Origin of the sequence: Streptomyces sp. NPDC127595, assembly GCF_042671685.1 — a bacterium.
GTDB lineage: Bacteria > Actinomycetota > Actinomycetes > Streptomycetales > Streptomycetaceae > Streptomyces.
Genome location: NZ_JBHXWK010000016.1, coordinates 94501 through 115125, shown reverse-complemented (window position 1 = coordinate 115125; position 20625 = coordinate 94501). Strand labels below are relative to the sequence as shown.

Annotated in this window: 17 protein-coding genes; 6 read left to right on the top strand and 11 right to left on the bottom strand. The window is 69.6% G+C overall.

The genetic code is table 11. The features are described 5' to 3' along the window. The first annotated feature begins 21 nt into the window (after positions 1–21). Positions 22–2343, top strand: coding sequence for a transglycosylase domain-containing protein (locus tag ACFVKT_RS36485; protein ID WP_385739956.1), 2322 nt, complete (start codon positions 22–24; stop codon positions 2341–2343). Between the two features lie 52 nt (positions 2344–2395). Here the strand turns inward: ACFVKT_RS36485 and ACFVKT_RS36480 are convergent, their stop codons facing one another. The 5 genes from ACFVKT_RS36480 to ACFVKT_RS36460 all read right to left on the bottom strand — a co-directional run bounded on the left by ACFVKT_RS36480 (position 2396) and on the right by ACFVKT_RS36460 (position 10612). After that, positions 2396–3859: a catalase gene (locus ACFVKT_RS36480; protein ID WP_385739953.1), complete on the bottom strand. Its 1464-nt coding sequence runs from the start codon at positions 3857–3859 to the stop codon at positions 2396–2398. A gap of 153 nt (positions 3860–4012) precedes the next feature. After that, positions 4013–6154 (bottom strand): SpoIIE family protein phosphatase, encoded by a 2142-nt coding sequence (locus ACFVKT_RS36475; RefSeq protein WP_385739951.1) that lies wholly within the window; start codon positions 6152–6154, stop codon positions 4013–4015. Between the two features lie 334 nt (positions 6155–6488). Continuing rightward, positions 6489–7181, bottom strand: a complete 693-nt coding sequence (locus tag ACFVKT_RS36470; RefSeq protein ID WP_385739949.1) for a DUF402 domain-containing protein — start codon at positions 7179–7181, stop codon at positions 6489–6491. A 115-nt stretch (positions 7182–7296) separates the two neighbouring features. Further along, positions 7297–8682, bottom strand: a complete 1386-nt coding sequence (locus tag ACFVKT_RS36465) for a class II fumarate hydratase (protein ID WP_385739946.1) — start codon at positions 8680–8682, stop codon at positions 7297–7299. 262 nt (positions 8683–8944) lie between these two features. Further along, positions 8945–10612, bottom strand: coding sequence for a fumarate hydratase (locus tag ACFVKT_RS36460; RefSeq protein ID WP_385739944.1), 1668 nt, complete (start codon positions 10610–10612; stop codon positions 8945–8947). Positions 10613–10767: 155 nt separating this feature from the next. Here ACFVKT_RS36460 and ACFVKT_RS36455 point away from each other — a divergent pair, with 155 nt between their 5' ends. Both ACFVKT_RS36455 and ACFVKT_RS36450 read left to right on the top strand, forming a co-directional pair. Next, positions 10768–11544 (top strand): DUF1707 domain-containing protein, encoded by a 777-nt coding sequence (locus ACFVKT_RS36455; RefSeq protein ID WP_385739941.1) that lies wholly within the window; start codon positions 10768–10770, stop codon positions 11542–11544. A 209-nt stretch (positions 11545–11753) separates the two neighbouring features. After that, the gene (locus ACFVKT_RS36450; RefSeq protein ID WP_385739938.1) at positions 11754–12131 is read left to right on the top strand and encodes a WhiB family transcriptional regulator; all 378 of its coding nucleotides are present in this window, start codon (positions 11754–11756) and stop codon (positions 12129–12131) included. Positions 12132–12232: 101 nt separating this feature from the next. Here the strand turns inward: ACFVKT_RS36450 and glpX are convergent, their stop codons facing one another. Beyond that, complete coding sequence (gene glpX, locus ACFVKT_RS36445; protein WP_385739935.1) at positions 12233–13264, bottom strand: class II fructose-bisphosphatase; 1032 nt, start codon at positions 13262–13264, stop codon at positions 12233–12235. 125 nt (positions 13265–13389) lie between these two features. Here glpX and ACFVKT_RS36440 point away from each other — a divergent pair, with 125 nt between their 5' ends. Next, entirely contained in the window at positions 13390–13908 is a 519-nt protein-coding gene (locus tag ACFVKT_RS36440; protein WP_385739932.1) for a DUF4245 domain-containing protein, read from the top strand. 62 nt (positions 13909–13970) lie between these two features. Here the strand turns inward: ACFVKT_RS36440 and ACFVKT_RS36435 are convergent, their stop codons facing one another. From ACFVKT_RS36435 to ACFVKT_RS36420, 4 genes are all read right to left on the bottom strand, one after another. Next, positions 13971–14561 (bottom strand): malonic semialdehyde reductase, encoded by a 591-nt coding sequence (locus tag ACFVKT_RS36435; protein ID WP_385739929.1) that lies wholly within the window; start codon positions 14559–14561, stop codon positions 13971–13973. A 143-nt stretch (positions 14562–14704) separates the two neighbouring features. Next, complete coding sequence (locus tag ACFVKT_RS36430; RefSeq protein ID WP_385739926.1) at positions 14705–14959, bottom strand: exodeoxyribonuclease VII small subunit; 255 nt, start codon at positions 14957–14959, stop codon at positions 14705–14707. A 9-nt stretch (positions 14960–14968) separates the two neighbouring features. Beyond that, positions 14969–16177 carry an exodeoxyribonuclease VII large subunit gene (gene xseA, locus ACFVKT_RS36425; RefSeq protein ID WP_385739923.1) on the bottom strand — a complete coding sequence of 403 codons (1209 nt, stop codon included), beginning with the start codon at positions 16175–16177 and terminating at the stop codon, positions 14969–14971. A 197-nt stretch (positions 16178–16374) separates the two neighbouring features. Continuing rightward, positions 16375–17757, bottom strand: a complete 1383-nt coding sequence (locus tag ACFVKT_RS36420; protein WP_385739921.1) for an APC family permease — start codon at positions 17755–17757, stop codon at positions 16375–16377. Positions 17758–17854: 97 nt separating this feature from the next. Between ACFVKT_RS36420 and ACFVKT_RS36415 the strand changes: the two genes are divergently transcribed. Together ACFVKT_RS36415 and ppgK are read left to right on the top strand one after the other, a co-directional pair. Beyond that, complete coding sequence (locus tag ACFVKT_RS36415) at positions 17855–18859, top strand: 4-hydroxy-3-methylbut-2-enyl diphosphate reductase (RefSeq protein WP_385739918.1); 1005 nt, start codon at positions 17855–17857, stop codon at positions 18857–18859. A gap of 194 nt (positions 18860–19053) precedes the next feature. Further along, complete coding sequence (ppgK, locus tag ACFVKT_RS36410; protein WP_385739915.1) at positions 19054–19800, top strand: polyphosphate--glucose phosphotransferase; 747 nt, start codon at positions 19054–19056, stop codon at positions 19798–19800. A gap of 87 nt (positions 19801–19887) precedes the next feature. On the opposite strand, the gene ACFVKT_RS36405 is transcribed toward ppgK, so the two are convergent. Next, positions 19888–20472, bottom strand: a complete 585-nt coding sequence (locus ACFVKT_RS36405; RefSeq protein WP_385739912.1) for a DUF6542 domain-containing protein — start codon at positions 20470–20472, stop codon at positions 19888–19890. Positions 20473–20625 lie beyond the last annotated feature (153 nt).

The window sequence follows — 20625 nt, the reverse complement described above, 5'->3', positions numbered from 1 at the left end:
TGAAGCGGAGCGGATCGACCCATGGGACGAGCGGATGAGAGACGAGCGCGGCAGGCGCAGGGCCACCGCCGCGCGGCGCCCAAGCGCTCGGCCAGGGGCAAGGGCAAGGATTCGGCCGGGGGCAAGGACAAGGCCGGCCGCCGCAGTGGCATACGCCGGTTCCTGAACTGGAAGACGATTCTCGGCACGGTCTTCGGCTTCTGCCTGCTCGGCATGGGCGCCTTCATCGTGCTCTACATGGTCGTCGACGTGCCTGCGGGCAACGCGGCCGCGCAGCAGCAGAGCAACATCTACCAGTACAGCGACGGCTCGACCCTTGCCCGCACCGGCACGGTGAACCGTGAGGTCGTGGAGCTGGCCAAGGTGCCCAAGGAAGTTCAGCAGACCTTCGTCGCCGCCGAGAACAAGTCCTTCTACACGGACTCGGGAATCGACCTCAAGGGCACGGCCCGCGGTCTGATCAACACCCTCTCCGGCAAGGGTCTTCAGGGTGGCTCGACGATCACCCAGCAGTACGTCAAGAACTACTACCTCACCCAGGACCAGACCGTCACGCGCAAGCTGAAGGAAATGGTCATCTCCCTGAAGGTGGACCAGCAGCAGTCCAAGGACGACATCCTCGCGGGCTACATCAACACCAGCTACTACGGCCGTAACGCGTACGGCATCCAGGCCGCGGCGCAGGCCTACTACCGCGTCGACGCGAGCGACCTCGACGTCGCGCAGGGCGCGTATCTCGCCTCGCTCCTCCAGGCGCCGAGCCAGTACGACTGGGCCGTCGCCACGGACACCGGCAAGGAACTGGTCACGGAGCGCTGGAACTACACCCTGGACAACATGGTCGAGCAGGGCTGGCTGGACTCGACCGAGCGCAAGGCCCTGAAGTTTCCGGTGCCCAAGGACCCGCAGGGCGCGCCCGGTATGGAGGGCCAGACCGGTTACCTGGTGGACGAGGCCAACAGCGCGCTGGCGAAGCAGCTCGTCACCGACGGCACGGCAGCCGACCTGGACGACGCGACGGCCATGGTCAAGGCGGGCGGCTGGACCATCAAGCTCAACATCGACAAGAAGAAGCAGGGCCAGCTCGAGGACGCCGTCAAGGCGAAGCTGACCAGCAACCTGGACGCCAAGAAGCGGGACGTCGACGCGGACGTCCAGGCCGGCGCCGTGTCCGTCGACCCGAAGACCGGCAAGGTCCTCGCGATGTACGGCGGCACGGACTACTTCAAGCACTACATCAACAACGCGACCCGCGCCGACTACCAGCCCGCGTCCACCTTCAAGCCGGTGATCCTCGCGGCCGCGCTGGACCAGAACGCCAAGACGCAGGACGACAAGCCGATCACGGCGAACACGATCTACGACGGTACGAGCGGCCGCGCGGTGAAGGGCAGCGACATCGCCTTCTCGCCGCCGAACGAGGACGACCAGGACTACGGCGACGTCACCGTCCAGACCGCGATGAACAAGTCCATCAACTCCGTCTTCGCGCAGATGGGCGTCGACGTCGGCATGGACAACGTGCTGAAGGTCGCGGCCGATCTGGGCATGGACACCAAGGGAGTCCAGGCGGTGCCGGCGCAGACGCTGGGCACCATGGGCGCCAGCCCGCTGGAGATGGCGGGCATGTACGCCACCCTCGACAACCACGGCAGGAAGGTCACCCCGGCCATCGTGGCGTCGGCGGAGCACAAGGACCGTACGGTCAAGTTCGCCGACCCGATCGGCGAGCAGGTCATCAGCGTGGAAGCCGCCGACACCGTCACCTCCGTGCTGACCGGTGTGGTCGACGACGGTACGGCCCGGGTGTCGGTCGCCCAGGCGGACAACCGCAACGGCCAGCAGGTCGCGGGCAAGACGGGTACCTCCGACGACAACAAGTCGGCCTGGTTCACCGGCTACACGCCGAACCTGGTCACCTCGGTCGGCCTCTTCGGTGAGGGCGCGCCCGGCAGCGACAAGGCGGGCGCGCAGGTCTCCCTGACCGGCGCCGCTGGCGGCGGCCGGGTCAACGGCGGTGGCTTCCCGGCCCAGATCTGGGCGGACTACACCTTCGGCGCGATGGGCAAGGTCACCAAGTTCGACCTGGACACCACGCAGGGCGCGGCGGTGAAGCCCACCCCGACGCCCACCCTCACGCAGACGCCGTCCAGCACGCCCTCGGAGGAGCCGACCACCGAGGAACCGACGACCAAGCCGCCGACGACCACCAGCAGCGCTCCGGTGACCCCGTCGGACGAGCCCACGACGAGCAAGCCGCCGTCGACCGAGCCGGCGACCACGCCCGCGACGACACCGACCATCGGGATCCCGGAGGATCCGGCTGATCCGAACGCTCAGTGAGCGTGCCGAGGGGGCGCCCGGTTGATCACACCGGGCGCCCCCTCGCTCGTACTCAGCCTCCGTTGACGTTGTTCGCGATCCGGTCGCCGATCTCCTTGTCGACGTTGCGCCAGTACTGGACGGCGCGGTCGAGGACAGGACGCGAGACGCCGGCCTTCAGGTGGCCGCTGATGTTGGACACCAGCCGGTCGCGGGCCGCGTCGTCCAGCACCTGGCGGACCATCGTGCCCGCCTGGCCCCAGTCGTCGTCCTCGCGGTGCAGCGCGTACGCCTCGCGCACCAGCTCGCCGGCGGTCTGCCAGCTCGCGGGGTCACCGAAGCGCCCGTAGTCGGCCGCGGGGCCGCCGTAGGAGTTCGGCGCGTACGGCATCGCCGCGTTGGACGCCTCGTAGCGCATCGGGCCGTCCTTGGCGTACGAGTTCACCGGGGAGCGCGGGCGGTTGGGCGGCAGCTGGTTGTAGTTCGGGCCGATCCGGTACCGGTGGGTGTCCGGGTACGAGAAGAGCCGGCCGAGCAGCATCTTGTCCGGCGAGGGGCCGACGCCCGGCACCAGGTTCGACGGCTCGAACGCGGCCTGCTCGATGTGGATGAAGTGGTCGTCCGGGTTCTCGTTGAGGGTCATCCGGCCGACGTCGATCAGCGGGTAGTCCCCGTGCGGCCAGACCTTGGTCAGGTCGAAGGGGTTGAAGCGGTAGTCCGCCGCGTCCTCGAAGGGCATGATCTGGACCTTCAGGGACCAGGTCGGCGCGTTCCCGGACTCGATCGACTCGTACAGGTCCCGGCGGTGCTTGTCCGCGTCGTGACCGGCCAGCTCGTCCGCCTCGGCCTGGGTGAGGAACTCGATGCCCTGGTCGGTCTTGAAGTGGTACTTCACCCAGAACCGCTCACCGGCGCCGTTGATCCACATGTAGGTGTGGGAGCTGTAGCCGTTCATGTGGCGGTACGTCTTCGGGATGCCGCGGTCGCCCATCAGCCAGGTCACCTGGTGTGCCGACTCGGGGGAGAGGGTCCAGAAGTCCCACTGCATGTCGTTGCTGCGCAGCCCGGTGGCCGGGTGGCGCTTCTGCGAGCGGATGAAGTCCTGGAACTTGATCGTGTCACGGACGAAGAAGACCGGGGTGTTGTTGCCCACGAGGTCGTAGTTGCCGTGCTCGGTGTAGAACTTGAGCGCGAAACCGCGGGGGTCGCGCCAGGTGTCGGGAGAGCCCATCTCGCCGGCCACCGTGGAGAACCGCGCCAGCATGTCGGTCCGCTTGCCCGGCTGGAAGAGGTCGGCCTTGGTGAACTGGCTGACGTCATTGGTGACTTCGAAGAACCCGTACGCGCCACTGCCCTTGGCGTGCACCACACGCTCGGGGACCCGCTCGCGGTTGAACTGGGCCATCTTCTCGATGAGGTAGTGGTCCTGGAGCAGGATCGGACCGTCGGGACCCACGGTGAGCGAGTGTTCGTCGCTCTCCACCGGAATGCCGACGTTGTTCGTGGTGTACGGAGCCTTCTGGGATGCCTCAGTCACGAGCGTCCTCCCGTCAAAGAAGAGGGTTGTCAGGTCGCTTCGTCCACCCCAGCAGTCAACTCCGCCGACGGGATGTCGGCAACATTTGGACTGCGTCCACTTTCGGTTCGAATCCGGATGGCTGCTGAGGAGGGCCCCGCGTGGGTACCCCCCTCAGCTCCGGTTCAACTCGAACCAGACGACCTTTCCCGTGCTCAGCCGGGTGGCTCCCCACCGTCTGGCCAGTTTGTTGACCAGGATCAGCCCACGGCCGCCCTCGTCGGTGGCCCGCGCCTGCCGCAGCCGCGGCAGCTGCGGCACATCGTCGCCGACCTCGCAGCGCAGTACGTCCGTACGCAGCAGCCGCAGGGTCACCGGCCGTGACGCATAGCGCACGGCGTTGGTCACGACCTCGCTGACGAGCAGCTCCACGGAGTCGGTCATCTCCTCCATGCCCCAGCGCGCCAGCGCCCGCCGGGCGAGCTTGCGGGCCCGCCCCGGTGCCGCGTCCTCCGGCTCCAGGTACCAGTACGCGACATCGCTCGGCGCGATCCCGTCGAAGCGGGCGGCGAGCAGCGCGATGTCGTCGTCCCGGTCGCCCGGGCCGAGCATGTCGAGCACGTCGTCGCAGAGCGCTTCCAGTGGCGGCGGATGGTCGGGGCCGGTCAGCGCCGCGGTCGCGGCCAGCCGCTCGCGGAGCTGCTCTATCCCGGTCCACACATCCCTGAGACGGGACTCGACCAGGCCGTCGGTGTACAGCAGCAGCGTCGCCCCGGCGGGCGCGTCCAGCTCGACCGCCTCGAAGTCCACCCCGCCCACGCCGATGGGGGCGCCCGGCGGCACCCGCAGCACCTCGGCCCGGCCGCCCAGGTGCAGCAGGACCGGCGGCGGATGGCCCGCGTTGGCGATCGTGATCCGGTGCGAGACCGGGTCGTAGACGGCGTACAGGCAGGTCGCCATCCGGTCGGTGCCCAGGCGCTGCGCCTGCTCGTCGAGGTGGTGCAGCACCTCCTGCGGCGGCAGGTCGAGCCCGGCGAGGGTCTGCGCGGTCGTCCGCAGCTGGCCCATGATGGCGGCCGAGGTCATCGAGTGGCCCATGACGTCACCGACGACGAGGGCGACACGGCTGCCCGGCAGCGGGATCGCGTCGTACCAGTCGCCGCCGACGCGCGCGGTCTCGGCGGCCGGAAGATAGCGGGACGCCAGCCGCACACCCGTGGGTCTGGGCAGCGTCTCGGGCAGCATCGTGCGCTGCAGCTCGTCGGCGATGTACGCCTCGCGCCCGTACAGCACCGCCTTGTCGATCCCGAGCGCGGTGTGCGTGGCCAGCTGGGCGGCGACCAGCAGGTCATCGGTCTCGAAGGCGAGCCGCTCAGGACGGCGCAGGAACAGTGCGGCGCCGATCACCCGGCGGCGGCCGCGCAGTGGAGCCAGGATCGCGCGCTGCCCGCACGGCACGGACAGCTCGTCGCCGAGCAGCTCGGGCAGCGCCGCACGGGCCGCGGGCGCGTCCGCGAACACGGGCCGTACCCCACGCAGCACCTCGGCGAGAGCGCCACCGGGGCGCACCTCGCACAGCTCGGCGGAGACCGGCGGCAGCTCGACGGGCTCCGGCTGGAACGCGGGCGGCAGGACGGTCTCCGCCTCCCGCTCCGAGGGAATCCGGTCGGTGCGCCGCAGCCGCAGCACGAGGGGCCCGGTGGGCCGCTCGTCACCGACCGGCAGCGGGTCGCGCAGATAGACCAGGATCTCGTCCGAGAAGGTCGGCACGGTCGCCCGGCACAGGCCCATCACGATCTCGTCGAGGTCGATGCCCCGGGCGATCCTGCGGGTCGCGGCGCCCACGAAGCGCAGCCGGTCCCCGTCCCGCCGCATCGGCATCGGCCCACCCGGCGGCAGACCCTGCCCGGTACGCCGCTCCTTGTCGCCGGAACTCCCCGGCGGCCGCTCCTGCTCGGAGCCCTGCTGCACCGGAATGCTGTCGGGAGCGGGGCGCGGGCGGTGCGGATCGGGCACGGCGGCCGAGGACTGGGCGTGCTCGGGACCGGGGGACGCGGACGGAGGTGTGCCGGTGCCGGCCGAGGCCTGAGCGCCGGACGGCCCGTTCGGCGGGCAGGGCACCGTCGTACCGGGTCCGGACGGGGCGTCGCCCGAGCGGGCCTGTACCGGTAAACCCGTGCTTCCTGAGGCCCCCGACGGCTGCTCCGGGGTATGCAGGAGCGCCCCGCGTGGGTCCGCGGGGGCGGCTGGCCGGCCGGCGCCGGGCTTGCGGCGCTCGTGCGCGGTGGGGTGCTCCGTCACGCGTGTCGAATCCATCCGTCCGGGGCTGTGCGTCGTGCGCACAGTTCGTCCCGCAGCCCCGATACCCGGAATGTGTGCTCCAGGAACGGAATCTGCGCGTCGTCAGGACCGGGTCGGTCCGTTACCGGCCGGAGCGCCGTTGTGGCTCCGCCGGACGCCCTCGCGGCCCGGTCCGGCCGGTGCGGCAGCCCGCCCGCCGTACGGCCGTGGCCCTCGTACCCCTCGCTCACGTCCTGCCGCCCCTCGGTGACGTATGGTCAAGCCCGCCCCATACTGCGGGAGTTGTTCCTGCCGTGCGCCCTTGCGGAAGACGATCCTACGGTTGTACCACGGGGGCGCATCAAGGGTCTCATGAGGACACATGCGCGGGCGTACGGTCCCAGTCATCGGGGAGAGCGGGAACCGGCCATGCCGGATCGGGCCGCCAGTGCTGCCAGCCGTCGCGGAACGGCGAGCCCCAGGAGCGGATCACCTCCACCGCGGCCCACCCCGCTTCCCTTACCTTTCCCGCCAGTTGGGCGTCCATCAGACCCGCCCGCTGGGCCTGCGCGAACTCGTCCTCGTCCAGCCAGCGCCAATTCCGGTCCGGGTGCACGGCGATGTCCAGGAAGTGGTCCTCCGAGTCGACGCCGCCCTCCCAACGGGCCCGCGGCGCCTCAAGGTTCACGTACCAGTTCTTGAATCGCCATCCGGACTCCCAGAACAGCCACACCGACCAGGGTTCGCCGGGCCGCGCCAGCTTGAGCACCCCGGTGCCGAACCAGCGGTCAAGGCGCACGGTACGCGGCTTGGTGTAGCGGGACTCCAGCGGTTCCCCGTGCACGGGCGTGCCGTCGGCCAGCACCGGCCGCACACACTCGGTACCGGGCGCCATCCACACCGCGAGCAACTCGTCGTCGTCCTGTACGACGGTCACCGGGCGGCAGATGTGGAAGCGCGCGCCGGCGTTCTCCCGGTACCGCCACAGGATCTGACTCCCGGGGGCCCAGTGCGCCGTCGAGCCGCCCGCTTCCACTTCTCTCACCGCTCCACCGTCTGTCATGACCAGATATTAGGTGCCCGGGGCATACGACGCTGCGGAGTGCGTCATGGTTCTCCCCACCGGCCGCAGGACGTTACGGAGGTGTCATCAGGCGTTTTTCGAACGGGCAAGCCTGTTACGGGCGCGTCATCCGCAGGACATTCAAGGCCTCGTCCAACTGCTCGACCGTCAGATCGCCCCGCTCCACATACCCCGACTCCACGATGACCTGGCGGATCGTCTTCCGCTCCGCCAGCGACTTCTTGGCGACCTTGGCGGCCTCCTCGTACCCGATGTACTTGTTCAGCGGCGTGACGACGGACGGCGACGACTCGGCGTACTCCCGGGCCCGTTCGCGGTGCGCGACGATCCCGTCGACGGTCCGGTCGGCGAGCAGCCGCGAGACGTTCGCGAGCAGCCGGATCGACTCCAGCACGTTCTTGCCGATGACCGGCAGCATGACGTTGAGCTCGAAGTTCCCGGCCGCGCCGGCGGTGGCGACGGTCGCGTCATTGCCGATGACCTGCGCGGCGACCATCAGCACGGCCTCGGGAATGACTGGATTCACCTTGCCCGGCATGATCGAGGACCCCGGCTGCAGATCCGGCAGGCTGATCTCGGCGAGCCCCGTACGCGGCCCGGAAGCCATCCACCGCAGGTCGTTCGCGATCTTCGTCAGCCCGATCGCGATCGTCCTGAGCTGCCCGCTGGTCTCCACGATCCCGTCGCGCGCCCCCTGCGCCTCGAAGTGGTCGCGCGCCTCCGTCAGCGGCAGCCCGGTGTCCCTGGCCACCTCCGCGATGACAGCCGCGGAGAACCCGGGCGGCGTGTTGATCCCCGTCCCCACGGCCGTCCCGCCCAGCGGCAGTTCGGCCAGCCGCGGCAACGAGGCGTTGAGCCGCTCGATCCCGTACCGCACCTGGGCCGCATACCCCCCGAACTCCTGCCCCAGCGTCACCGGTGTGGCGTCCATCAGGTGCGTACGCCCCGACTTCACGACGTCGGCGAACTCCTCCGACTTGCGGGTGAGCGAGGCGGCGAGGTGGTCGAGGGCCGGGATGAGATCCCGGGTCACGGCGGCGGTCGCGGCGATGTGAATGGACGACGGGAACACGTCGTTCGACGACTGCGACGCGTTGACGTGATCATTGGGGTGTACGTCCCTGCCGAGCCGCTCGGTCGCGAGCGTGGCGATGACCTCGTTGGCGTTCATGTTGGACGAGGTCCCGGACCCTGTCTGGAACACGTCGACGGGGAACTCCGCGTCCCAGTCGCCCCGCGCGACTTCGGCGGCCGCCTCCTGGATGGCCTCGGCGATGTCCTTCCCCACCACACCCAGCTCGCCGTTCACCTTCGCCGCGGCCGCCTTGATCCGGGCGAGGGCCTCGATATGAGCCCGTTCGAGATGCTGGCCGGAGATCGGGAAGTTCTCCACGGCCCGCTGCGTCTGGGCCCGCCACTTGGCGTCGACGGGGACGTGGACTTCGCCCATGGAGTCGTGCTCGATGCGGTAGTCGCTCATACAGGGGTAACTGTGTTCGCGGGCGGCGGTGTTCCCTGGGCGGGGATTTTCGCCCCCTCCGCCCCTGCCCGTCCCTTGTTCCTGGGGGCTGCCGCCCCCAGACCCCCGCTGTCGCGCTGAACGCGCTCGTCCTCAAACGCCGGACGGGCTAGGGGTTAGCCCCTCCGGCGTCTGAGGAGCGGGGTCTGGGGCGGAGCCCCAGAAACAAGGGACGGGAAGGGGCGGAGGGGGCGAACTGCATCTATCAGCGGCCCGCCGCGGGCTACCCCAGCCCCGGCCCCCGTACCGGAATAGAAGTGAACGTAGGCGCGGGCGCCGGGTCCTGGAAGAAGTCGTTGCCCTTGTCGTCGACGACGACGAACGCCGGGAAGTCCTCGACCTCGATCTTCCAGACGGCCTCCATGCCGAGCTCCTCGTACTCGACGACCTCGACCTTCTTGATGCAGTCCTGGGCGAGCCGAGCGGCGGGGCCACCGATCGAGCCGAGATAGAAGCCGCCGTGCGCATCACACGCGTTGGTGACCTGCGCCGAACGGTTCCCCTTCGCCAGCATCACCTTGGACCCACCCGCCGCCTGGAACTGCTCGACGTAGGAGTCCATCCGCCCGGCGGTGGTCGGCCCGAAGGAACCGGACGCGTACCCCTCGGGGGTCTTCGCCGGCCCGGCGTAGTACACCGGGTGGTCCTTCAGGTACTGCGGCATCTCCTCACCCGCATCGAGCCGCTCCTTGATCTTGGCGTGCGCGATGTCACGCGCCACGACAAGCGGCCCGGAGAGCGAGAGCCGGGTCTTCACGGGGTACTTCGTCAGCTCGGCGAGGATGTCGTCCATGGGCTGGTTGAGGTCGATGCGGACGACATCGCCGTCCGACTCGAGATGCTCGTCCGTCGTCTCCGGCAGGAAGCGCGCCGGGTCGGTCTCCAACTGCTCCAGGAAGACACCCTCGGGCGTGATCTTCGCGAGCGCCTGCCGGTCGGCCGAGCAGGACACCGCGATGGCGACGGGGCAGGACGCGCCGTGCCGCGGAAGCCGCACCACGCGCACGTCGTGGCAGAAGTACTTGCCCCCGAACTGAGCCCCGATCCCGATCCGCTGCGTCAGCTCGAAGACCTTCTGCTCGAGGTCCTTGTCCCGGAAGCCGTGCCCGAGCTCGGAACCCTCGGCCGGAATCTCGTCCAGGTAGTGCGCGGACGCGTACTTCGCGGTCTTCAGGGCGTACTCGGCGCTCGTACCGCCGACCACGATCGCCAGGTGGTAGGGCGGGCACGCGGCCGTACCCAGTGAACGGATCTTCTCCTCCAGGAACTTCATCATGGAGCCCTCGTTGAGGACCGCCTTCGTCTCCTGGTAGAGGAACGACTTGTTGGCCGAACCGCCGCCCTTGGCCATGAACAGGAACTTGTACGCGCCGCCGTCCGTCGCGTACAGCTCGATCTGCGCGGGGAGGTTCGAGCCGGTGTTCTTCTCCTCCCACATGGTGAGCGGAGCCATCTGCGAGTAGCGCAGGTTCAGGTTCAGGTAGGCGTCGTAGATGCCGCGTGAGAGGGCCGCCTCGTCGGAGCCCTGGGTGAGGACGTTCTGTCCGCGCTTGCCCATGACGATCGCCGTGCCGGTGTCCTGGCACATGGGGAGGACGCCCGCGGCCGCGATGTTCGCGTTCTTCAGGAGGTCGAGCGCGACGAACTTGTCGTTGCCCGAGGCCTCCGGGTCGTCGATGATGCGCCGGAGCTGCGCGAGGTGGGCGGGCCGCAGGTAGTGCTGGATGTCGTGGATGGCCTCCGCGGCGAGCTGGCGCAGGGCCTCCGGCTCGACCTTGAGGAATGTCCGCCCGTCGGCCTCGAAGGTGGAGACACCCTCGGAGGTCACCAGCCGGTACGGAGTGGTGTCCTCTCCCTGGGGGAGCAGATCGGTGTACGCGAACTCAGGCATCTAGCCCATTCCTCACTTGACGGACAGCGGCATGCCTCCATCGGCAGCATCCACCAGCGTAGAACCTGACTCGGACACCGAGCTTGTGAGGTAAGGCTCAGTTCGTCGTCCACACCCCCTAGTCGCGATCTATCGCGTTTGGGTACGCTGATGCCGTGGACCTTCAGAAGCGCCCTGACCCGACTGTCCCCACGTCTGCCCCCGCGTCTGCCCCCGCGTCTGCCCCCGCGTCTGCTCCGGCGTCCGCTCCGGCGGTCGCGAAGCCGGCCGGGCTCCGTGCCTCGGACGCCGACCGCGACCGGATCGCCGACATCCTGCGCGATGCCCTCGCCGAGGGGCGCCTCACCCCGGAGGAGCACTCCGAGCGGGTGGAAGGGGTCCTGGCCACCAAGACGGTGGGCGAGCTGGACCAGTTCGTCCAGGACCTGCCCGCCGCCCACGCGCCCCGCGCGACCCCCGCGTACACGATCGCGCCCAACCGCCCCACGGTGGGCGCGATCCCGCTGGAGCCCGATGACAATGTGGTGGCGGTGTTCAGCGCCGCCGTCCGCAAGGGCCGCTGGCGAGCGGGCCGCCGTATCCACGCGTACGCGGTCTTCGGCAGCGTCGAGATAGACCTCACCGAGGCGATCTTCGAGTACCAGCAGGTCGTGATCAAGGCGATCTCGGTCTTCGGCAGCGTGGAGATCCGCGTCCCGGAGAATGTGTCGCTGCGGGGCAGTGGCGCCGGCGTCCTGGGCAACTTCGAGGTGGACACGCTGGATTCGGGCGATCCGGACGCGCCCGTGATCTACGTGGACGGTCTCGCCGTACTGGGGAACGTCGAGGCGAAGCCCAAGCGGGGCAAGCTGATCGCCGACATCCTCGACCGCGTGACGGACCGGGTGTCGGACCGGCTGGACAGGAGTTTGCGCAAGCACCTGGACCGTTGACGCCTGTGAATCCCGCGGCCCCCGCGGCGAATTGGTCCAGTCGCGTCGGCTCGGTACCCGTGTGGCCGCCGTGCAGAAATCCCGGGCTTCGGAACCCAGTGCATAGGCGCGCGCACAGCGGGTAGGCCTTGCTGCATCGTCCCCTGGAGGGCGCTGTGGACTTCCCGCGGCGCCCGGCACGCTCGCGAAGCCGTCGTCAGGAGTAGACCGTGCTGCAACCGCCGCATCAGTCCCTGCAGCTAGCCGCCGTTCAGGCCCAGCGGGCGCCAGTGCGGGACAGGGATCAGGAAGCCCCATGGCACACGGAGGCCGTGTGCCGGAGGGACGAGGCAGGCCTGTTCTTCGCGCCCTCCAAGGAGCCCACCGCGGCCCGCCTCTCCCGTGAGGAGGCGGCGAAGCGCGTCTGTGCCCGCTGTCCGGTGATGGTCGAGTGCCGGGAACACGCGCTCCTGCAACCCGAGCCGTACGGAGTGTGGGGCGGCCTCACCGCCGCCGAGCGCCGCGTGGTCCTCGCCCGTCGCCGCCGGCGCGACCTCGAACTCAAGAAGGCCGCCCGCCCGGCGGGGACGATAGCCGCGGCCGGCTAGCCCCGAGCTCACAGAGATAAGAGGCGCCCCTCCGCACAAGGGGCGCCCCTTTTTTCGTGGAACCGGTTTCCGTGGAACCGGTTTCCGTGGAACCGGCGTAGCTACTTCGCCCGGTCGAAGTCGATCGCGCTGTACGCCCGCAGCTTGCTCAGCCGGTGCTCCGAGGTGATCTGCCGGACCGTCCCGGACTTGGACCGCATGACGATCGACTCGGTCGTCGCGGTCTCGGCGCGATACCGGACCCCCCGCAGCAGCTCGCCGTCCGTGATGCCGGTGGCGACGAAGAAGACGTTCTCACCGGAGACCAGGTCGTCCGTGTAGAGGACGCGGTCGAGGTCGTGGCCCGCGTCGATCGCGCGCTGCTTCTCCGCGTCGTCCTTGGGCCACAGCTTGCCCTGGATGGTGCCGCCCAGGCACTTCACGGCGCAGGCCGAGATGATGCCCTCCGGGGTACCGCCGATGCCTAGGAGCAGGTCGATGCCGGTGCCCTCGCGCAGGGCCAGGATCGAGCCGGCGACATCGCCGTCGGTGATCAGCTTGATCCGGGCGCCCGTCTCGCGGATCTCCTTGATGATCCCGTCGTGGCGGGGGCGGTCGAGGATGCAGACGGTGACGTCCTCGGGAGAGGACTTCTTGGCCTTGGCGACCCGGCGGATGTTCACCGACACGGGCGCGTTGATGTCGACGAAGTCGGCGGCCTCGGGGCCGGTGACCAGCTTGTCCATGTAGAAGACCGCGGACGGGTCGAACATGGTGCCGCGGTCGGCGGCGGCGAGCACCGCGATCGCGTTCGTCATGCCCTTGGCGGTGAGGGTGGTTCCGTCGATCGGGTCGACGGCGATGTCGACCTCGGCGCCGGTTCCGTCCCCGACGTGCTCTCCGTTGAAGAGCATCGGGGCCTCGTCCTTCTCACCTTCACCGATGACGACGACGCCGTTCATCGAGACGGTGGAGACGAGGGTGCGCATGGCCCGCACGGCGGCACCGTCGGCGCCGATCTTGTCGCCGCGGCCGACCCAGCGGCCCGCGGCCATGGCGGCTGCTTCGGTGACCCTGACCAGTTCCAGGGCGAGGTTTCGGTCGGGGGCCTCTGAGGGGACCTCGAGTTCGGACGGCAGATGATGCTCGGTCATCGAGACGCACCTTTCTGATACGACGACGGCCGGATGAGGGTGTGCCTCGACTCTATCGTTAGGCTGACAAAATGAGCAGGGGACCCCACGGATGAGCAGGCCAGGGCACCTGCGACGATAGACGTGTGGCAGGTATGAAAGGCAAGCAGTCGGTCCGGGACATGATTCTTTCCCTGGCCCTCATCGGGCTCGTGGCAGGCGTCATCTACGTCTTCATCCCGCACGACGACTCAGAACCCGAGCTCAAGCGCGTCGACTACCGCGTCGAGCTGCTCACCGCTCGCCGTGCGGCGGCCTACCCCGTGGCGGCACCCGAGGGGCTGCCCACGGCGTGGAAGGCGACGTCGGTGCGGTACGACGGCTCGGAGTTCGACGCCTGGCACCTGGGCTTCCACGACCCCGACGGCCAGTACGTGGCGGTCGAGCAGTCCACCGAGAAGCCGGCCGCGTTCATCGCCACGGCCAGCCAGGGCGCCGAGGAGACGCAGGCCACCCAGCGCATAGGCGATCAGACGTGGCAGCGGTACGAGGGCACCACGTACGACGCTCTCGTGCTCAAGGGCGAGAAGGCTACGACGGTGGTGACCGGGACGGCGTCCTTCGGGCAGCTCACGAAGATGGCGCAGGCCCTCAAGACGACGTAAGGCCCCTTGCAGGAAGGGCCCCGGCGATATCGCCGGGGCCCTTCCTGCTGCTTACGACCGCATCACACGGTCGTGATGACCTGCTCGCTCTCCAGTCGCGGGGAACGCGGGAACCAGGCGTCCTCGCCCGGGCGGCCGATGTTGACGACCATCAGGGGAGTGTGGTCGTCGTCAAGGAACTCCTTCTGGACGCCGGCGGCGTCGAAGCCGCTCATCGGGCCCGCGGCCAGGCCGGCGGCGCGGACGCCGATGATGAAGTACGCGGCCTGGAGGGAGGCGTTCAGCGCGGCCGACCGCTCGCGGGCTTCGCGCGAGCCGCCGAAGAGGTCCTTGGCGCCGGGGAAGTGCGGGAAGAGCTTCGGCAGCTCCTCATGGAACTCGTTGTCGGCGGAGAGAATCGCGACCAGCGGGGCCGCCTCCGTCTTCGGCTGGTTGCCCGCGCCCATGAGCGCGACGAGGCGCTCGCGGGCCTCGGCGGAGCGGACCAGGGTGATCCGCAGCGGCGACTGGTTCATGGAGGTCGGGCCGTACTTGACCAGGTCGTAGATCGCCTGCACCTGCTCATCGGTCACCGGCTCGTCGGTGAAGGTGTTCGCGGTGCGGGCCTCGCGGAACAGCAGGTCCTGTGCGGTGGGGTCAAGAACGAGAGACATGATGAACCTTCTCGGTACGTGCGACGGATCCGGGGGATCGGCTGGCAACGTCGAGAGTACGCCATTAAGTTTAGAGTTCAATTAAAAGTGGGGCGGAGTGATCCGCTTCACAGGTACCCGTGTTGTTCTGCCTGACGGCGGGGCTACTCGGACCGGTTGCCGTCCGAGTCCTCCTCGTCACCCTCCTCGGATCCCTCTTCCTCGGCCAGCGCCGCGTCCAGCCGCGCCCGCGCGCCCTCCAGCCAGCGGCGGCACACCTTCGCCAGCTCCTCGCCGCGCTCCCAGAGCGCGAGGGACTCCTCCAAGGTCGTGCCACCGGCCTCCAGCCGGCGTACGACCTCGATCAGCTCGTCCCGCGCCTGCTCGTACCCGAGCGTCTCGTCCACCTTGCTGGTCATGCGCCCACCCTATGCATCGACTCGGACGGAGAACTCACCCTCGGCGACCCGCGCCCGCAGCGGCTCGTCCGCCGTCACCTCGGAGGGGTCCCGGACCACATGGCCGTCGGCCTTCTGCAGCACGGCGTAACCCCGCTGGAGCGTCGCGGCGGGGGAGAGGGCCACCACGCGCGCGCGGGTGTGCGCCAGCTCGGAGTCGGCGCGGTCGAGAAGGTGGCCGAGCGTGCGTCGGCCGCGGTCCAGGAGCGAGACGACGTGGTCGGCCCGCTCGTCGATCATCCGGTGCGGATCCTCTATCGAGGGCCGGGCCAGCGCGTGTGCGAGGCCGCGCTCCTCGCGGTCGATGAAGGCGTGGACGCTGCGCCGCGCCCGGTCCCGCAGCAGCCGCACCCGCTCGTACTCCTCGCCGACGTCCGGCACGACCTTCTTCGCGGCGTCCGTCGGCGTGGAGGCGCGCAGGTCGGCCACATAGTCCAGGAGCGGGGTGTCGGGTTCGTGCCCGATGGCGGACACGACGGGCGTACGGCAGGCAGCGACCGCCCGTACCAACTGCTCGTCCGAGAACGGCAGCAAGTCCTCCACGCTGCCGCCGCCGCGCGCCACGACGATCACGTCGACGCCGTCGAGCGCGTCCAGGTCCTTCACGGCCTGCACGACCTGCGGTACGGCGTGCACGCCCTGCACGGCGACGTTGCGGACCTCGAAGCGGACGGCCGGCCAGCGGTGCCGCGCGTTCTCCAGTACGTCCCGCTCGGCCGCGGACGCCCGCCCGCACACCAGCCCGATGAGCTGCGGCAGGAAGGGCAGCGCCTTCTTGCGCTCCGCCGCGAACAGCCCTTCGGCTGCCAGCGCCTTCTTCAACTGCTCCAGGCGCGCGAGCAGTTCGCCCACCCCCACCGGCTTGATCTCGGTGGCCCGCAGCGACAACTGCCCCCGCGGCGCATACCACTCGGGCTTCGCCAGTACGACGACACGGGCGCCCTCCGTCACCACATCGGCCACCGAGTCGAACACCTGCCGATAGCAGGTCACGCTCACGGAGATGTCGTACGACGGGTCACGCAGCGTCAGGAAAACGACGCCCGCGCCCGGGCGCCGCGACAACTGGGTGATCTGACCCTCGACCCACACCGCGCCGAGCCGGTCGATCCATCCCCCGATGAGCCGCGACACCTCACCGACGGGCAGCGGAGCCTCTGCGGACGTGTTGAGAGCCATGCCGCGAGAGTAACCGCAGGCTCTGACAACAGGGCTGCACGATCCGGCCGGGGAAGTTCTTAGCCCGTCCGGCGTTTGAGTACGAGGCCGTTGCGGCCGACAGCGGGGGTCTGGGGGCGGCAGCCCCCAGGAACAAGGGACGGGCAGGGGCGGAGGGGGCGAAACCCAGGCCGCAGGCCCCAATACCGGCCAGCCGACTAACCAGCCCCCGCGGCGCTCCGGCCTCTCTGCCCCACCAACACCGCCAGCCCCACCACCAGCCAGACCGCGCCCACCACCTGGGCCGTCCCCGAGGCCTCGACGATCACCGCGACGGTGATCGCGGCACCGACGACCGGAACCAGGACGTGCCGCCACCACACCACGGGCCCACCCCGCCGCCGTACGGCGAACCAGCCCACCACGCTCGCGTGCAACAGCGTGAAGGCGGTCAGCGCACCGACGTTGACCACCGACACCAGCTGGTCGAGCCCGTCATCGCGCCGCGCCGCCCAGACCGCGGCGATCAGCGTGATGACGGCCGCGCACAGCAGCGCCGGCCTCGGCACCCCGGAGTCGGTCTTCGACAGGGCCTTCGGCAGCCGTCGGCCGCGGGCCATCGCGAACATGAGACGGCCCGCCGCGGCCTGCCCGGCGAGCGCCGCGAAGGCCGCCCCGATCGCCTTGCTCACGGCCACCAGGTCATGCAGCCAGGTCCCGACGGAGGCGTCCACGGCGTCGTAGAAGGCCGATCCCTGCTTCCCGGGGTCGGCGGCGAGCTGCGCGGACGTCGTCGGCTCCAGGAGCGCCACCAGGTAGGTCTGCGCCACGAACAGCACACCCGCGAGCGCCAGGCAGAACAGCACCGCCCTGGCCACCTTCTCCGAACCCCCGGTGACCTCCTCCGCGAAGGAGGCGATCGCGTCGAAGCCCAGATACGACAGGACGGCGATAGACACCGCGCCGACGACCGCAGACAGCGCGAACGCCCCCTGGGTGCCGTCACCGGACAGCGGCGACAGCCAGCCCCGGTGGGCCCCGTCGCGCGCGAGCATGACGACCGCCGACACGACGAAGACAAGAAGGACCACGATCTCCATCGCCAGCACCAGGAAACCGACCCGCGCCGCGGCCCGTACGCCCCACAGGTTGAGCAGCGTCGTGATGACCACGGCGAGCGCGGTCCACACCCAGCGGGACACCTCCGGGACCAGTGCGTTCATCGCGATGCCGGAGAAGAGGTACGCCACGGCCGGGATGAGCAGATAGTCCAGCATCGCCATCCAGCCGGCGACGAACCCGGCCTCCTTTCCGAGCCCCACGCGCGCGTAGGCGAACACCGAACCCGCCTGGGGGACCACGCGGACCATCTGCGCGTAGCTGAACGCGGTGAACGCCATCGCGACGGTCGCGACGACGTAGACCAGGGCCACCGCACCGTGCGACTTGGCGTCGAGGGTGCCGAAGATGCCGACAGGTGCCATGGGGGCGATGAACAGCAGCCCGTAGACGACCAGGTCCCGGAAGCCGAGACTGCGCCGCAGCCCCTGCTCCTCACCCGCACCACCGGCCGCTTCCGTTGAGGTCTGTGTGCCGGACATCCGTGCCTCCCGAGAGTCGCGACTGGCCCCACCCCTCCCAGCTCCCGACCAGTCTCCCCAAGGAGGCGATCTTTGACCTGCCGAGCGCGGCCTTACGATGGGGTGCATGACTGCTTCGCCTGGCCGCCGTGTCCTGCTTGCCGCCCCCCGGGGCTACTGCGCGGGTGTGGACCGCGCCGTGATCGCCGTCGAGAAGGCCCTTGAGCAGTACGGGGCCCCGATCTATGTCCGCCACGAGATCGTGCACAACAAGTACGTCGTCCGGACCCTGGAAAAGAAGGGTGCGATTTTCGTCGAGCGGACGGCGGAGGTCCCCGAGGGGGCCATCGTCATGTTCTCGGCGCACGGCGTCGCCCCGGTCGTCCACGAAGAGGCCGCGGCCGGAAAGCTCGCGACCATCGACGCGACCTGCCCGCTGGTCACCAAGGTCCACAAGGAAGCCGTCCGGTTCGCGAAGGACGACTTCGACATCCTCCTGATCGGGCACGAGGGCCACGAGGAGGTCATCGGCACGTCCGGTGAGGCGCCCGAGCACATCACGCTCGTCGACGGCCCCGCGGACGTCGCCAAGGTCGAGGTCCGCGACCCGTCCAAGGTCGTCTGGCTCTCCCAGACCACGCTGTCCGTCGACGAGACCATGGAGACGGTCGACGCGCTCAAGGAGAAGTTCCCGCAGCTCATCTCGCCGCCCAGCGACGACATCTGCTACGCCACGCAGAACCGTCAGATCGCGGTGAAGAAGCTCGCCGAGGACGCCCAGCTGGTGATCGTGGTGGGCTCCAAGAACTCCTCCAACTCGATCCGGATGGTCGAGGTCGCCCTGGACGCGGGTGCCCCCGCCGCGCACCTGGTGGACTTCGCCTCCGAGATCGACGAGACCTGGCTGGACGGTGTCAGCACGGTCGGCCTCACCTCCGGTGCCTCGGTACCGGACGTGCTGGTGGACGAGGTCCTCGAGTGGCTGGCCGCCCGTGGCTACGGCGACGTGGAGACGGTGAAGACGGCCGACGAGTCCATCACCTTCTCGCTGCCGAAGGAACTGCGCCGCGATCTGCGCGCGGAGGCGGCGGCACTGGTGGCGGAGCGCACCGGCGAGAAGTAACGCACCGGCGAGACGTGACGGATCGGCTAGACGTGACGGATCGGCGAGACGTGACGGATCGGCGAGACGTGACGGATCGGCCGGTCGCACGGCTTCCGGACGTGGGCCGGTCGCACGGCTTCCGGACGTGAAGGTTCCGGGGCCGTGCTTCCTCCGGGAAGTGACTGTCAGTCGCAGGCCTTAAATTGGGGTCCATGCAGATCTTTGGTGTGGACATCGGTGGTTCCGGGATCAAGGGCGCTCCTGTGGACCTGGACCGCGGCGAATTGACGGAAGAGCGCTTCAAGGTGCTCACCCCGCATCCCGCGACGCCCGACTCGGTGGCCGACGGCGTGAAAGAGGTCGTCGGTCACTTCGGCTGGACGGGTCCGGTCGGCATCACGTTTCCCGGTGTGGTCACCGGCGAGGCCATCATCCGTACCGCCGCCAATGTCGACAAGAACTGGATCGACACCGACGCCCGCGCCCTGCTGAGCGAGCGCCTCGGCGGCCTTCCGGTGACGGTGTTGAACGACGCGGACGCGGCGGGCGTCGCCGAGATGCAGTTCGGTGCGGGCAGCGACCGTCAGGGCACGGTCATCCTGCTCACCTTCGGCACGGGCATCGGCAGCGCGCTCTTCATCGACGGCGAGCTGGTGCCGAACACGGAGCTGGGCCACCTGGAGCTGGGCGGCCACGACGCGGAGAAGCGTGCCTCCACCAAAGCCAAGGAAGACCACGAGCTCACCTGGGAGCACTGGGCGCGCCGGGTCACCAAGTACCTCGCCCACGTGGAGATGCTCTTCTCGCCCGAGCTCTTCATCATCGGCGGGGGCGTCAGCCGCAAGGCCGACAGGTTCCTCCCCCTGATCGAGGGCATCAAGGCCGAGATCGTCCCGGCGCAGCTGCAGAACAACGCGGGGATCGTGGGGGCGGCTATGCGGGCGGCGAAGGCGTCGTAAGGCTTTTCAGAGCTGGACTTCGTAGCGGGGCGAGTCGGGTGGCCGGGTGGGAAGCCCGCCGCGAAGCGGCGGAAACCACAGCGGACCTCAGGCGGGACGCCGACGTGCGGGAGCCTGGGCCGCCCTGCGCTGGGCGGCCCGTCGGCTCATGAGCCGAACCTTCCGTACGGTCACGATGAGCCCCGCGACCAGCGTCCCCCCGTACAGCCATCCCGCCTGCACGGCGAGCGCGGTGACCAGCCCCATCAGCCGCCCGCCTACCCCGCCCCCGCTGTCGTCGGCGACGGGCAGCAGCCCGAAGGCGAAGGCGATCGGTACGACGACCGGCGCGGTGACGAGGTCACCGCGCCGCACCCACACCGCGGTCAGCGCGCAGACCGGCAGGAACAGCACCCCGTACACCACCGGCGACGCCCCGAACAGCAACTGGTCCAGGCAGCCGAGCGCGAACATCAGCGCACCGCAGAACAGTCCGCTGCCCAGCCCGGTGAGCCGGGGGTTCGGCATCCGCCGTACCGCCTGGACGACAGGCGGAGCGGGCCGCCGGGCCACCGCCGAACCCCGCCGCACCGCGCCTGCGGCACTCCGCCCGGCCTGCGAGGGGAAGGGCGTGCCGCGTCGCGGTCTGTACTGCGGTCCGGCCTGAGAGGGACGCGTCCTGTGTTGCTCCACTGGACCAACTTAGGTCGGTTTATGTGTCGAATAGGCCTTCAGACACGCCGGAGGGCAGACCTTGGGCAAGCGTTCGATACGTCGCCGGGGCGGGATCCCGCACGCCGTAGACTGGTGGATCGGCCCGCGCTCTCCTGGGCCCCTCGCCCATCC